At 33.0% G+C, this 14,771-nt stretch carries 13 protein-coding genes; all 13 read left to right on the top strand.

Going from position 1 to position 14,771, the window contains the following annotated elements:
• Positions 1-81: 81 nt before the first annotated feature.
• The 13 genes from RBH94_RS05640 to RBH94_RS05580 all read left to right on the top strand — a co-directional run bounded on the left by RBH94_RS05640 (position 82) and on the right by RBH94_RS05580 (position 14,736).
• Positions 82-951, top strand: a complete 870-nt coding sequence (locus tag RBH94_RS05640; protein ID WP_188222660.1) for a M23 family metallopeptidase — start codon at positions 82-84, stop codon at positions 949-951.
• A 3-nt stretch (positions 952-954) separates the two neighbouring features.
• Positions 955-2,448 (top strand): GH3 auxin-responsive promoter family protein, encoded by a 1,494-nt coding sequence (locus RBH94_RS05635; protein ID WP_307882754.1) that lies wholly within the window; start codon positions 955-957, stop codon positions 2,446-2,448.
• A gap of 37 nt (positions 2,449-2,485) precedes the next feature.
• On the top strand, positions 2,486-4,174 hold the full coding sequence (locus tag RBH94_RS05630) for a hypothetical protein (RefSeq protein WP_307882753.1): 1,689 nt from the start codon (positions 2,486-2,488) through the stop codon (positions 4,172-4,174).
• A gap of 11 nt (positions 4,175-4,185) precedes the next feature.
• The gene (locus RBH94_RS05625; RefSeq protein WP_307882752.1) at positions 4,186-5,256 is read left to right on the top strand and encodes a hypothetical protein; all 1,071 of its coding nucleotides are present in this window, start codon (positions 4,186-4,188) and stop codon (positions 5,254-5,256) included.
• Positions 5,257-5,267: 11 nt separating this feature from the next.
• Complete coding sequence (rfbB, locus tag RBH94_RS05620) at positions 5,268-6,275, top strand: dTDP-glucose 4,6-dehydratase (RefSeq protein ID WP_307882751.1); 1,008 nt, start codon at positions 5,268-5,270, stop codon at positions 6,273-6,275.
• Positions 6,276-7,139, top strand: a complete 864-nt coding sequence (gene rfbA / locus RBH94_RS05615; protein ID WP_307882750.1) for a glucose-1-phosphate thymidylyltransferase RfbA — start codon at positions 6,276-6,278, stop codon at positions 7,137-7,139.
• Complete coding sequence (gene rfbC, locus RBH94_RS05610) at positions 7,136-7,684, top strand: dTDP-4-dehydrorhamnose 3,5-epimerase (RefSeq protein ID WP_307882749.1); 549 nt, start codon at positions 7,136-7,138, stop codon at positions 7,682-7,684. The genes rfbA and rfbC overlap by 4 nt, the downstream gene beginning before the upstream one ends.
• A complete protein-coding gene (gene rfbD / locus RBH94_RS05605; protein ID WP_307882748.1) occupies positions 7,684-8,547 on the top strand; it encodes a dTDP-4-dehydrorhamnose reductase in 864 nt (287 codons plus the stop codon). Before rfbC ends, rfbD begins: the two co-directional genes overlap by 1 nt.
• Positions 8,548-8,877: 330 nt before the next feature.
• Positions 8,878-9,996 (top strand): GDP-mannose 4,6-dehydratase, encoded by a 1,119-nt coding sequence (gene gmd / locus RBH94_RS05600; RefSeq protein WP_307882747.1) that lies wholly within the window; start codon positions 8,878-8,880, stop codon positions 9,994-9,996.
• Between the two features lie 5 nt (positions 9,997-10,001).
• A complete protein-coding gene (locus RBH94_RS05595) occupies positions 10,002-11,093 on the top strand; it encodes a GDP-L-fucose synthase (protein WP_307882746.1) in 1,092 nt (363 codons plus the stop codon).
• Between the two features lie 3 nt (positions 11,094-11,096).
• Positions 11,097-12,521: a lipopolysaccharide biosynthesis protein gene (locus RBH94_RS05590; RefSeq protein ID WP_307882745.1), complete on the top strand. Its 1,425-nt coding sequence runs from the start codon at positions 11,097-11,099 to the stop codon at positions 12,519-12,521.
• A 93-nt stretch (positions 12,522-12,614) separates the two neighbouring features.
• Positions 12,615-13,589, top strand: a complete 975-nt coding sequence (locus RBH94_RS05585; RefSeq protein ID WP_307882744.1) for a nitroreductase family protein — start codon at positions 12,615-12,617, stop codon at positions 13,587-13,589.
• A gap of 7 nt (positions 13,590-13,596) precedes the next feature.
• Complete coding sequence (locus RBH94_RS05580) at positions 13,597-14,736, top strand: polysaccharide pyruvyl transferase family protein (protein WP_307882743.1); 1,140 nt, start codon at positions 13,597-13,599, stop codon at positions 14,734-14,736.
• Positions 14,737-14,771: the final 35 nt, after the last annotated feature.

The raw sequence follows: 14,771 nt of genomic DNA, 5'->3' as shown, positions 1-14,771 counted from the left end.
TTTAATAAAATCGTTATTAACAATAACTTTAGAATAAAGCAAAGCTATTACACTATAATTTTAATTATTTTTGTTTTTGTCATGGAGGATAAAAAGAAAAGACCTAAAAAAATAAAACGCAAATTACTCGATAAGTACCGTTTAGTTATTCTAAATGAAAACACGTTTGAGGAGCGATTATCTCTAAAATTAACGCGATTAAATGTGTTTGTTATAGCGTCGTTATCTGCCATATTTTTAATGGTTGTAACTTGTTTAATTATAGCTTACACACCTTTAAGGGAATATATTCCTGGGTATTCCTCTGCTGCTTTAAAAAAGAAAGCTACGGAACTCAATTATAAAACCGATTCATTGCAGCGCGTATTAGCTTTGAATGACCGCTATTTTGAATCTATAAAGCAGGTGCTAAAAGGTGATGTTAGCGTATCAGATGTGAATAAAGATTCCATTATTCAAGCCGTTAAGTTAGAAGCTAGTCAAGTTGATTTTACACCTAGTGCAGAAGATTCATTATTAAGAGAAAAAGTAGATAAAGAGGATAAGTATAATTTGTTTGAGTCGGCAACGTCTGCTTCAAATTTCATCTTGTTTTCTCCGGTTAACGGCACAATTAGTGAAGCTTATAATGTGAAGGACAGGCATTATGCGGTAGATATTGTAGTGGCTAAAAATACACCAATAAAGTCGGTGGCCGATGGCATAGTGATTTTTGCCGAATGGACGGCTGGCACTGGGTACGTCGTAATTATAGAGCATAGTTACGGTTTAATTTCGGTATATAAACATAATGCTTCGGTAACCAAGGCACAAGGCGATTTGGTTAAGGCTGGAGAAGTTATTGCGACGTCTGGTGACGAAGGGGAGTTGTCGACCGGACCACATTTACATTTTGAGCTTTGGAACGACGGGTATCCTGTTAATCCAACAAATTTTATAGATTTTAACTAGTATATGATTTCATTAAAATCGGCATTGGCAAAACCATTTGCCAAACGTATATATAAAAGTGTTTTAAAGTGGGCTAATAACCCTATTGAAACTCAAGAAAAGGTATTTCAGAATTTAATTGCCGATGCTGCTGAAACAGCTTTTGGTAAGGATCATGATTTTGTAAGTATTAATAATCATTCAGATTTTGTAAAACGTGTCCCTATTCGTGATTATGAAAGTTTAAAACCGTATGTAGAACGTGTAGTTGCAGGCGAAGACGACGTGCTTTGGAAAGGGAAACCTTTGTATTTTGCTAAAACTTCTGGAACAACCTCAGGGGCGAAGTATATTCCCATTACTAAGGAAAGCATGCCCTATCATGTAGAGGCTGCCCGTAATGCCATTTTGCTATACATTCAGGAAACAGGAAACAGTACGTTTGTCGATGGTAAAATGATCTTTCTTCAGGGAAGTCCGATTTTAAAAGAACAAAATGGCATTCAGTTGGGGAGGTTGTCTGGCATTGTGGCGCATTATGTGCCTAAATATCTTCAGAAAAACAGATTGCCTTCATGGGAAACCAATTGTATTGAAGACTGGGAAACCAAGGTGGATGCTATAGTTGAAGAAACCTTGCCTGAAAACATGACGGTGATTTCAGGAATCCCATCGTGGGTGCAGATGTATTTTGAAAAACTTCAGCAGAAAACAGGCAAGAAGGTCGGTGATGTTTTTAAGAATTTTAATTTATTCATTTTTGGAGGGGTTAATTATGAACCTTATCGTGCCAAGTTCGAAAATCTTATCGGTCGTAAAGTAGATAGTATAGAATTATATCCGGCCAGTGAGGGCTTTTTTGCTTATCAGGACAGGCAGAATGAAAAAGGAATGCTACTTCTTTTGAATTCAGGAATCTTTTATGAGTTTATAAAAGCTGATGAGTTTTTCAAAGAAAACCCGAAGCGTATTACCATAAGAGATGTTGAAATCGGAGTAAATTACGTGATGATTATTTCAACCAATGCCGGGCTTTGGGGGTATAATATCGGTGATACCATTCAGTTTACATCCACAAAACCGTATCGCGTTATTGTTTCCGGGCGGATTAAGCATTTTATTTCAGCATTCGGCGAGCATGTTATTGGAAAAGAAGTAGAGCAAGCCATGCAGGAGGCTATTTCGGAAACAAATATCAGGGTATCTGAGTTTACTGTGGCACCACAAATTAATCCGGAAGAAGGCTTGCCGTATCATGAATGGTTTATAGAGTTTGAGAATGAGCCAGATGATTTAGAACTATTAGCACAGAAGTTAGATGAATCTCTTCAAAAGCAAAATGTTTATTATTTCGATTTAATAGAAGGGAAGGTTTTAAGGCCTCTTGTTATAAGAAAAGTTAAAAAAGATGGATTTAAAAATTATATGAAATCGATTGGTAAATTAGGGGGACAGAATAAGTTACCGAGATTATCGAACGACAGAAGTATAGTTGAGGGTTTCCCTCATGTTGATTAACGGAAATAATAGTATATTTGGCCGAATATTAAGACGTATGAGTAATAGAAAACATCACGAAAGAACACGAGCTCAAGAGAGTTCGAACGCCATTGAGCGGATGTATATTACTATGCGTCATTTATTTAACCGTGGGTTTTATAAGCCTATGGGTGTTTCTGGAGAAACTTTAAGGCAATCGTTATTGCTTTTACGCCCTGAGATTTATGGTTCTATTGGTGATGAAAAAGCAGAGTTAGAAGGCTTACTTTATGTGATTGATCGCCTTCCTATGGGAATTGAAGAATGTATGTTCATCAATTTAACCAGTGATGAAGGTTATTTGAATTCACATTTTAAACCTATAATTCCTTCAAAACGACGTCGTAATTGTTACCGAATAGATGCCGAACAAATGAATATTGAAATTACGCGAGGTCGTTCGGAAATCTATGATATTTTAACCCATTTAACGTTTTTGTTTGTCGAGTCTCATAAAATTAGTAGACGTGTAGTTATCAATGAATCGGGAGCAACAACACGTGACTGGATTAAACTAGAAAAGGCGGTTTTATCGAATAAAAAGTTAACTCAAGAAGAGCGTGAGGTAGCCATAACGCATACGGCAAATATTTTAGGAAGAACGTTTAACGAATTGATGACGGTTTACAATCAATTCGCGACTGAAAATCAACCAGAACGTTTTTTGCATATCATTTATTGGCTGGGTAAACTAGCTATCGAGGAGCAAACGACGAATAATAAACGTACCATAACTTTCAGTCCGATGCTTAGAGAACGCATTGGGCATCATATACACGGAGAAATCTGGTCTGACAATATTAAGGAGATTCTATATAAAGAAGGACTTATTGAGCGTCCAATTCATATCATTAGTGCTAATATGCATAGTGTGATGAACACATTATATGCTCCCAATGCATTAGCGTCTTTAGTTGCTAAAAAGGAGATATTCGGCGTTTATGAAGATTTAAGCAATAAAGAGAATAAGTCACTTCGAATTAAGGTAAGTAAAGAAGCTTTAAAGCGAGGAATGATTTATGTTAAAGATACTTCCGGAACAAATATAGACGTTCAAATTTTTGATACCAGTAAAATTGATGTTTCGAAAATTGATATTCCTCTAAAATTAGAATATTTAAAAGATAAAAAGCCGGTTATTTTAGTCATGGATTATGCGTTTGGAGAGCAAGCCTATGAAACAATAGACGAACTTTTAAAGCCCTATAGTTTTAAGGATGAAGATATGCTTTTAGATGTCGATTCAATTTCCATTATGGGTAAAGCAGGAATCTTACAAGGTGGTAAAGGCGATATTATGATTCCTTCGGCGCATATTTTTGAAGGTACAGCAGATAATTATCCGTTTGAAAACGAACTCAACAAGAAAGATTTAGAAAATCAAGGTGTTGCTGTTTATGAAGGTGCTATGATTACAGTTTTAGGAACATCGCTTCAGAATAAAGATATTTTAAAGTTTTTCCATAATTCGACCTGGAAAGTTATAGGTTTAGAAATGGAAGGTGCGCATTATCAAAAGGCTATTCAGGCAGCTTCCAAAGTGCGTGGAAGCATAAGTAAAGATGTAAAGGTAAGATATGCCTATTATGCCAGTGATAATCCTTTAGAAACAGGAGCAACACTTGCATCCGGAGGTTTAGGAACGTCCGGAGTAAAGCCAACATATTTAATTACAAGGAACATATTAGAACAAATTTTCAATTAATAATTTAATTTATGAGTAAAGAATTGCAAAAGCCAGAGCAATCATCAGAAGAGGTAGATTTAGGGCAGTTATTTAAGTTAATCGGTAATGCTTTCGACCGCTTTTTTAAGTTTATAGCATCTATTTTTCAAGGCTTGTTTAAAGTTGTTTTAATGTTATTGATACATTTTTACAAGCGTTTTGTTTGGTATGTTGGAGTCGTTGTTTTAGGTGTAGTAGTTGGTTATATTTTGGACAATAAGGCAGATACACTTTATGGTGCTAATATGTTTATAGAAACGAATTTCAATTCTACCCGTCAGGTTTATGAGAATATGAAAGAATTTCATCAGTTAGCTCATGAAGACCGCGACACTTTAGAATTGGCGAGGCGATTAGGTATCACGCCGTCTGAAGCTTCTAAATTAAAAGGGTTTTATATTGAACCAGATGTGGATGAAAACAAGTTGTCAGAGATGTATTCAGCGTATTTCAATAGATTAGATTCTATAACTCAATTAGAAATGACATATGATAAGTTTAAAAGCTCTTTAAATGCATTTAGTTTTCAAGTTCATAAATTAGGTGTGGCATCTAAAGATAAATCTCTGTATAAAAAAATAGAAAAAAACTTAGTAAAGGAGTTGTCAAATAACCCCTATTTAAAAGAATTATTAGAGGTAAGTAATGAAAACCTTGATAAAAAGGATGCAACCTTAATGGACCAAGTAGCTAAAACAGATTCTTTATTAAAAGAATATTTAAAGATTAGAATTAATGAGTCTCAAAAGGAATCTAAGTTAGGTTCTGGAACTAATTTATATATGGGAGATGCTGAATCGACTAGCTTAATTGTAGATGAGTCTAAAATTTTAGATAAACGCTTGGGTCTAGAGGCAGAAAGACTAAAAATTAATAGATATCGAGTTGAGCAGCAAAATATTGTTAATGTTTTAGCAGGATTTCCCGTTACTGGATATGATATTACTACTTGGAGAGATAAGATGAAGTTTAAATTACCAATACTATTATTAGGCTTGACATTAGTAGTGTTTTGTTTGTTGGGGCTTTCGGAATATATTAAGGAACAAGTTAAGGATTAAAGGATAAAGGCATGACTATTTTAATTACAGGAGGAGCTGGTTTTATAGGGAGTAATTTTATTTCTTACTTTCTCAAAGAATATCCTGGAGTTAAAATAGTTAATTTAGATAAACTGACTTATGCAGGAGACCTTTCTAATTTAACAGATATTGAACAATCAGATAGGTATACTTTTGTAAAGGGAGATATTTGTGATAGAAGTTTTATTGAACAGCTTTTTAAAAAATTTGATTTTAAAGGCGTTATTCATTTCGCAGCGGAATCGCACGTAGATAATTCTATTATGAACCCTGATGATTTTATGCAAACCAATGTTTTGGGAACATATAATTTGTTAGATGTTGCTAAAAATCATTGGATGCAGGCGCCTAATGTGGTGAAAAAAAACTTTGAAGAAGCAAGGTTTCATCATATTTCAACAGATGAAGTTTATGGATCTTTAGGAGAAACAGGTTTGTTTTCAGAAAGTACCCCGTATGCACCAAACAGCCCATATAGTGCATCAAAAGCATCATCAGATTTTATTGTAAGAAGCTATTTTCATACTTATGGAATGAATGTTATAACGACAAATTGTTCTAATAATTATGGGCCCAGACAACATGACGAAAAGTTAATTCCAACCATTATTAGAAAAGCTATAAACGGAGAAAAAATCCCGATTTATGGTGATGGTAAAAATGTTCGTGATTGGTTGTATGTCGACGATCATTGTAAGGGGATAGACTTGGTTTTTCAAAAAGGTAAAGCCGGAGAAACATACAATATAGGAGGAAACAACGAACGAAATAATTTAGATATAGCTGATACTATTTGCGAAATATTAGATGAAATATGTCCTAAGGATACTTCATGTAAATCGCAAATTTCTTTTGTTAAAGATAGACCTGGACATGATTTTAGATATGCGATTGATACCTCTAAAATTGAATCTGAATTGGGATGGAAAGCTAATGAAAATTTCGAATCAGGAATTAGAAAAACCATAGCTTGGTATTTAAAGAAATATAAAGAATAAATGAAAGGCATCATATTAGCAGGAGGTTCAGGAACGCGCTTGTATCCGCTTACAAAAGTGGTAAGTAAGCAGCTTATGCCCATATATGATAAGCCTATGATTTATTATCCGTTAACAACATTAATGTCGGCAGGAATCAATGAAATTTTAATTATTTCTACATCTAAGGACCTTCCTAAATTTAAAGATTTACTAGGAAATGGTTCTGATTATGGATGTAAATTTGAATATGCTGTACAGGAACAGCCAAATGGTTTAGCTGAAGCGTTTATTATAGGTGAGGACTTTATAGGTAAGGATAGCGTCGCGTTAATATTGGGAGATAATATTTTTTATGGTTCAGGATTAGAAGATACCTTACATAAAAGTATAAACCCTCAAGGCGGTGTTATTTTCGCTTATCACGTGTTAGACCCTAAACGTTATGGTGTTGTTGAATTTGACAAAGAAAATAAAGCCATTTCAATAGAGGAAAAGCCGTTAAATCCAAAATCTAATTTTGCAGTTCCAGGTGTTTATTTTTATGATAATTCGGTTATAGAAATCGCTAAAAATATTAAGCCAAGTCAGCGAGGAGAGTTAGAAATTACTGATGTCAATAAAGCGTATTTAGAACAAGGTAAACTTCATGTAAGTGTTTTAGATCGCGGTACAGCTTGGTTAGATACAGGAACATTTTCTTCATTAATGCAGGCTTCACAATTTGTTCAAGTTATTGAAGAACGCCAAGGGCAAAAAATAGGGTGTATAGAAGAAATAGCCTTTAAGAAAGGTTTTATAAATAAAGATCAGTTGCTTAATTTGGCTAAACCTTTATTAAAAAGCGGTTACGGCGAATACCTTCAGCAAATAATAAAAGAATGATTGTAAAAGAAACATACCTGAAAGGCTGTTTCATTATTACGCCTAAAATTTTTGAAGACGATAGAGGTTATTTCTTTGAAAGTTTTAATGAAAAATTGTTTGAAAAAGAAATAGGACAGCAAGTTAATTTTGTTCAGGATAATCAGTCAAAATCAAATAGAGGCGTTTTAAGAGGGTTACATTATCAAACAAATAATCATGCACAGGCTAAATTAGTTCGTGTCATTAAGGGAAAGGTGCTTGATGTTTGTGTCGATTTAAGAGTACACTCCAAAACGTTTGGTAAGCATTTTTCAATACTATTGGATGATGTAACGCATCAACAATTATATATTCCTAAAGGATTTGCACATGGTTTTGTAGTGTTAGAAGATAATACCTTGTTTTCTTATAAATGTGATGCTTTTTATAATAAAGCTTCAGAATCAGGAATCATTTTTAATGACAAGGATTTAAATATAGATTGGAATTTTTCAGAGGATGAGTTAATCATTTCCGATAAGGATAAATTACTTCCATCATTTAAAAGTCAATTTAAACTGTAATGAAAGTAAAGGTCTTATTAACAGGAAGTAAAGGGCAGTTAGGGCAATGTGTTAAAGATTTATCTGAAGAATATAGTTCAATTGATTTTGTCTTTGCAGATCGTGAAACCTTAGATATCACAAATCAAGAGCAGGTTGATCGAATATTTCAAAAGGAAAATTTTGATTATTGTATAAATTGTGCGGCATATACTGCTGTAGATCAGGCTGAAGAAGAACAAGATAAAGCATTTGATATTAATGCCAATGGCCCTAAGAATTTAGGGCTTGTTTGCAAACGATATGGTGTAGTTTTAATTCATATTTCTACTGATTTCGTTTTTGATGGAACTAAAAAGGAGCCTTATACAGAAGAAGATACACCAAACCCAATTAGTGTTTATGGGGCTTCTAAGTTACAGGGAGAAATAGAAATTCAAAAAGATTTAGAGCGGTATTTTATTATTCGTACATCCTGGTTGTATTCAGAGCATGGCAATAATTTTATGAAAACCATGTTGCGTTTAGCAAAAACACGTGATGAAATTAGTGTAGTAAAGGATCAAATTGGGACACCAACTTATGCCGGAGATTTAGCTCAGGTTATTTTAAAAATTATTTCAGATAAAAGTGATAATTTTGGATTATATCATTACAGTAATGAAGGAAGTATTAGTTGGTATGATTTTGCTAAAGCGATTTTTAAGGAATCAAAAATTAATATAAAAGTAAATCCAATAACGACAGAAGCGTATTCTGCATTAGCTAGGCGTCCAGCTTACAGTGTGTTGAATAAGCAAAAAGTGAAATATAATTTAGGGGTTATGACCTCAGATTGGAAAGAGAGTTTAAAGAAGGCTGTTTATGCTTTTGTTAGTAAATAATTTGTTGTTGATTTTTAGTTAAAATTTAAATTACGAACTTCCATAGAGTATCCATAGAGTATCCATAGAGTATCCATAGAGTATCCATAGAGTATCCATAGAGTATCCATAGAGTATCCATAGAGTATCCATAGAGTATCCATAGAGTATCCATAATAGAGAAATGAAATTTTTATATAATGTGATTTAAAACTAGGATTTGTTTTTAAAATATTGATTTCCTTAAGGATGTTTAAAAATGCTATTAAATAGTATGAATTCTCTTGCCAACATGGTTTAATATCTTATTTTTGCTAAGAAAGCCAAAAGGTGTTTGATAAATTAAAATAAATGAAAAAGAAAGTAGCCTTAATTACAGGGGTAACAGGTCAAGATGGGGCCTATTTAAGTGAGTTTTTATTAAAAAAAGGGTATGAAGTTCATGGTGTAAAACGACGATCTTCATTATTTAATACTGACAGAATCGATCATCTATATCAAGATCCACATGTAGAAAACCGTAATTTTTTTCTTCATTATGGCGATTTAACCGATAGTACCAATTTAACGCGTTTAATTCAGGAGGTTCAACCAGATGAAATTTATAATTTGGCAGCGATGAGTCATGTACATGTATCTTTTGAAATGCCGGAATATACGGGTAATGCAGATGGTTTAGGTACACTTCGTTTATTGGAGGCGATTCGTTTGTTAGGCATGGAGAAAAAGACCAGAATTTATCAAGCATCAACATCAGAATTATACGGAAAGGTACAGGAAGTTCCTCAAACTGAGAAAACGCCATTTTATCCTAGGAGTCCATATGCAGTTGCGAAAATGTATGCCTATTGGATTACTGTAAATTACAGAGAAGCCTATGGTATTTATGCGTGTAATGGTATTTTATTTAATCATGAGTCTCCTATTAGAGGGGAAACGTTTGTAACTCGTAAAATTACCAGAGCCACTTCAAGAATTGCGTTAGGATTACAGGATAAATTTTATTTAGGAAATTTAGATGCGCAACGCGATTGGGGACATGCTAAAGATTATGTGAGAATGATGTGGATGATTCTTCAAGCAGATGAGGCAGAAGATTGGGTTATTGCCACTAACAAAACAACTACTGTAAGAGATTTTGTGAAGATGAGTTTTGCTGAAGTAGGTATTGAATTAGAATTTAAAGGCGAAGGAGTTGACGAAAAAGCATTTGTTAAAGCTTGTAATAACTCCGAGTATCAATTACCAATAGGAAAAGAGGTATTAGCTGTAGATCCTAAATATTTTAGACCTACGGAGGTTGATTTGTTAATTGGAGATGCTACTAAAGCAAAGGAAAAACTTGGTTGGGTGCCAGAATACGATTTACCAGCCCTAGTTAAAGATATGATGCAGAGTGATGTTAAACTCATGAAAAAGGAGCAATATCTTAAGGATGGAGGGTACCAAATCATGAACTATTTTGAGTAAACCTTATGAACAAAAATTCTAAAATTTATATAGCTGGTCACCGAGGTTTAGTTGGTAGTGCGATTTTAAAAAATCTTCAGGAAAAAGGCTACACTAATATCATCACGCGCACCCACAAAGAACTGGATTTAACTAATCAGGTTGCTGTGGCTTCTTTTTTTAAAGAAGAACAACCGGAGTATGTGTTTTTAGCCGCAGCTAAAGTAGGCGGTATTGTGGCCAATAATATGTATCGCGCTGACTTTATATACGAAAATATGATGATTCAGAACAATGTGATTCATCAGAGTTATGTGCATCAGGTTAAGAAGTTGTTGTTTTTAGGAAGTACCTGTATTTACCCTAAACATGCGCCACAACCTATGAAAGAGGAGTATTTGTTGACCGATACGTTAGAATACACCAACGAGCCGTATGCTATAGCTAAGATAGCCGGCATTAAGATGTGTGAGAGCTATAATTTGCAGTATGGCACGAATTTTATCTCGGTGATGCCAACCAATTTATATGGCCCCAATGATAATTTCGATTTAGAAAAATCACATGTCCTACCAGCCTTAATCCGAAAAATACATTTGGCGAAGTTGCTATCCGAATCAAAATATGATGAGGTTATACAGGATTTAAACGTGTCAAATATGGAAGAAGCTAAAACGTATTTAGCAACGTTTGGCGTTTCTGAAAATAGTGTGGAAATCTGGGGGTCAGGAAAACCCAAAAGAGAATTTCTTTGGAGTGAAGATATGGCCGATGCCTGCGTGTTTTTAATGGAAAACAGAGATTTTAAAGACTGTTACTCTTCACTTTCCTGTCATTCTGAACTTGTTTCAGAATCTTTTTCCAAAGGAGCAGAAATCCGAAACACACACATCAATATAGGAACTGGAACGGATGTTTCCATTAAGGAATTGGCTGAAACAATAAAAGATATCGTTGGTTTTAAAGGCCATTTAATATTTAATACTGAAAAACCCGATGGTACGATGCGTAAACTTACAGATGTTTCTAAATTGAATGGTTTGGGGTGGAAACATAGGGTGGAATTAAAGGAAGGTGTTAAGCAGATGTATGAATGGTATAAAGTTAATAAAACTTAAAGGTTGGATTCAAAAAAAATTGTTTCTGGAATAAAATGGACAGGTATTGAATTTGTTCTTAATACAAGCTTTAGGTTTATTGTTCAGTTTGTTTTGGTAAAATTGCTTTTGCCTGAAGAGTTTGGATTAGTTGGAATGTGTACAGTTTTTTTAGCAGTAACTGGAGCAGCTTCAGAATTGGGGATGAGCGCTGCTCTAATTCAAAGAAAGGATGATAGTGAGGTTGAGAAAATGTATTCTACAGCTTATTGGAGCGGTATCGGTTTTGGAGTATTGTTTTTTCTCTTTATGTGTTTTGCCGTTGCTCCATTTGCGACTTATTTTTATGGAGAACCAATATTAATAAAGTTAATAGCCTTTTTAAGTTTAGGTGTTTTAATCAAGCCTTTTAGTTTGATTTATAATGTGATTTTAACTAGAGCTTTAAATTTCAAAAAAATAGCCCAGATTTTTAATTTATCAGCTTTTATTGCAGGCGTTATTGCTGTTTTTGCAGCTTATAATGGTGTTGGAGTTTGGGCCTTGGTAATTAATAATATATTGTCTATTGCATTAACATTACCCATGTTATATTTTAGTACTAAATGGAAGCCTAAACTGGAATGGAATAAAGAGTATTTTAAAAGTATATTTGGTTTTGGTATCTATTCAACAGGAACAGGAGTTTTTAGTACTTTAACATATAATATTGATAATCTTATTATAGGTAAAATGTTAGGGGCTTCAGTGTTAGGATCCTATACACTTTCTTTCTCCTTAACAGAGCAATTAAGGCAAACGGTGAGTGCTGTTTTAAATAAGGTAATGTATCCTGTTTTTGGTAAATCACAGGATGATAAGCAAAAGCTTAAAAGTTATTTCTTAAAAATCATAAATTTTAATGCCTTATTAATTTTTCCTTTAATGACATATTTTTTTCTGTTTGCTGAGGAAATAATTGGTTTTTTTGGAGAAAAGTGGATTGATGCTATTGTGCCTCTTAAAATATTATCGATAGCAATGATGATTCATTTGTTAATAAATTCTTTTACCTCATTAATTAGAGGGTTAGGAAAACCTAAATTAGAAATGAAAATAATAGTTGGATTAACTCTTTTTGTTCTTGTGCCTGGGTTATATTTTGGGATTTCATTTTTTGGATTAGTTGGAGCTTCATTTGCTATATTAATTAATAAATTTTTTTTGGTAGTAATAGGCATTATTGTATTAAAAAAAGAAATTGGTTTAAAAATTGTAAATGTTTTTTGCTCTGTTAGAAGTGCATTAATAGGGGTTTTTATGAGTAGTTTTGTTGTACTCATTTTAAAGTTATTTTTTGATTTTGAAAGTATATTGATACTTTCCTTTATTTATGTTATTTCATATTTAAGTTCTATCTACTGTTTAGAAAGCAAAACGATTACTCCCTTAATCAAAAAACTATTTTAATAGATTATGAGAAAGTATTTAGTTAAATTATATCTCGCTTTTCAATATTTCATACATAATATTTTGCCTCGGTACTTTGTCTCGACACCCTTTATGAGTGGACTTTATTATTTGTTTTTTTCAAGAAATTTTTTGAGAGAGCAGCATGCCGTGTTAAAAGGTAAGGTCCTGCATTTAAAAGAAATGAAAACAGCAAAGGCTAATATTTATACTTTAGTACGTAATACGCATAGGATAGAAAAAGGCTTGCTTATGAGGCCAAGGCGTGAAATTTTTGCTTTGGATTATATAGAAGAAACTATTGAAGCGTTTGTAGTACTTTGGAGTAAAGAAAAATTAAAGCAAGATTTGCAATATCAATGGTTTCAAGATGTTTTATATGAATATTTCAAAGGTAGTGCTAGTCATCCTTTGATAGATAGTTTATCAATTAAGTTTTTTGATAAGATAAAAGAAACTAATAATGATAATCAATATGATAAAGCCTCTTTAAAGCGTATTCCATATAATAGATTAGAAAAAGATTTGTCTTGCATTTCATATAATGATTTTTATAGGTTAGCACGGCAACGCCGTTCCGTTAGATGGTTTGAAGATAAGCTAGTCCCCCATGATTTAATTGATAAGGCCATAACTGTAGCGAGCCAATCACCCAGTGCTTGTAATCGTCAACCTTATGAATATAGAATCATTGATGAGCCTAATTTGCTCAAAGAGTTAGTAAATTTACCAGGTGGTGTTAAGGGCTATGCAGAAGGAATTCCTATGATGGTTGTTGTTGTTGGGAATTTAAATGCTTATTTTGATGAAAGAGATCGACACGTTATTTACATTGATGCTTCTTTAGCCAGTATGACTTTTATGTATGCTTTAGAAACTTTAGGATTAAGTAGTTGTGCTATTAATTGGCCTGATGTAGAAGTTTTGGAGAGAAAGATGGAAAAAGCATTGAAACTTGAAAAATACCAAAGACCAATTATGTGTATGGCTGTTGGTTATCCAGATCCTGATGGCAAAGTCGCTTATTCAGAGAAAAGAGTCCTAAATAATATTAGAAAATTTAATTAAACCAGTTATGACAATTCAAATAGATGGTACTAATACCTTAAATAAAGGGGCTGAATTAATGCTTTATGCTGTATTGGAAGAAATCGAAAAGAGTCATCCTGATGCTCTTATATACTACAATTCTAATTATGTAGGAGAAGAAAAACTTAACATAAAATCTTCTTTAAAAATAAAAAAAAGATTAGCGTTGCATTATGGAAGATATCCAAAAGCTATCCTAAGAAGATTAAAGTTACCTTATACTTATTTCACTTCTAAATATCCTATCGATAATATTGACCTAGTTTTAGATGCCGCTGGATTTCAATTTTCTGATCAATGGAATTATTCAAAAGAAAGTTTAGTTGTAATTGAAAAGTATTATAAAAAACTTAAAGAAAATGGGGCTAAAATAGTTTTTTTACCTCAAGCATTTGGGCCTTTCGAGACAACTGAGGGAAGAAAAAGCATTGAGATAATTAATAAATATTCTGACCTAATAATTGCTAGAGAAAGGATTTCCTTAGAACATTTATTGAAAGCGGGGGGAGATAAAAATAAAGTTTTAATGTACTCTGATTTTACGTTGTCGGTAAAAGGAAAACTATCTGAAGAATATAATTTTGTTAAGGGAAAAGTATGTATAATCCCAAATCAAAAAATGATTACACATACTAAAACAGGTTCTTTAGAATATGTTGATTTTATGGAACAGACGATTCGTGAGATTCAAAGAAAAGGTAAAGATGTCTTTTTGTTAAATCATGAAGGAGAGGGAGACTTTGATATTTGTAATCAAATTAATGCTAAGTTTGAAAACAAGCTTCGAGTAGTTAGTGGTTTAAATTCAAAAGAAGTAAAAGGTGTAATAGGGGCATCGTTTATGGTCATTTCATCTAGGTTTCACGGTGTTGCAAGTGCTTTAAATCAAGGCGTTCCTTGTCTGGCTACAAGTTGGAATCATAAATATGAAATGTTATTTGAGGATTTTAAGCAGAATAATAGGATACTTGATGTAAAAAATAGTATTATTGGAGACGAAATGTTAAAAATTGATGAGCTTTTAAAAGACTACGATAATATTAAAAGTATTTTACAAGAAGCGAAAATTAACTTAAATAAAGCAAATACAGAAATGTGGACTAAAGTTTGGTCTTTAATAAAATGAAAATAAATTAATTATTACTATTGGATACTTAAATT

The organism is Aestuariibaculum sp. YM273, assembly GCF_030908365.1.
In the GTDB taxonomy this organism is placed as follows: Bacteria; Bacteroidota; Bacteroidia; order Flavobacteriales; family Flavobacteriaceae; genus Aestuariibaculum; species Aestuariibaculum marinum.
This window is presented reverse-complemented; position numbering and strand designations above follow the sequence as displayed.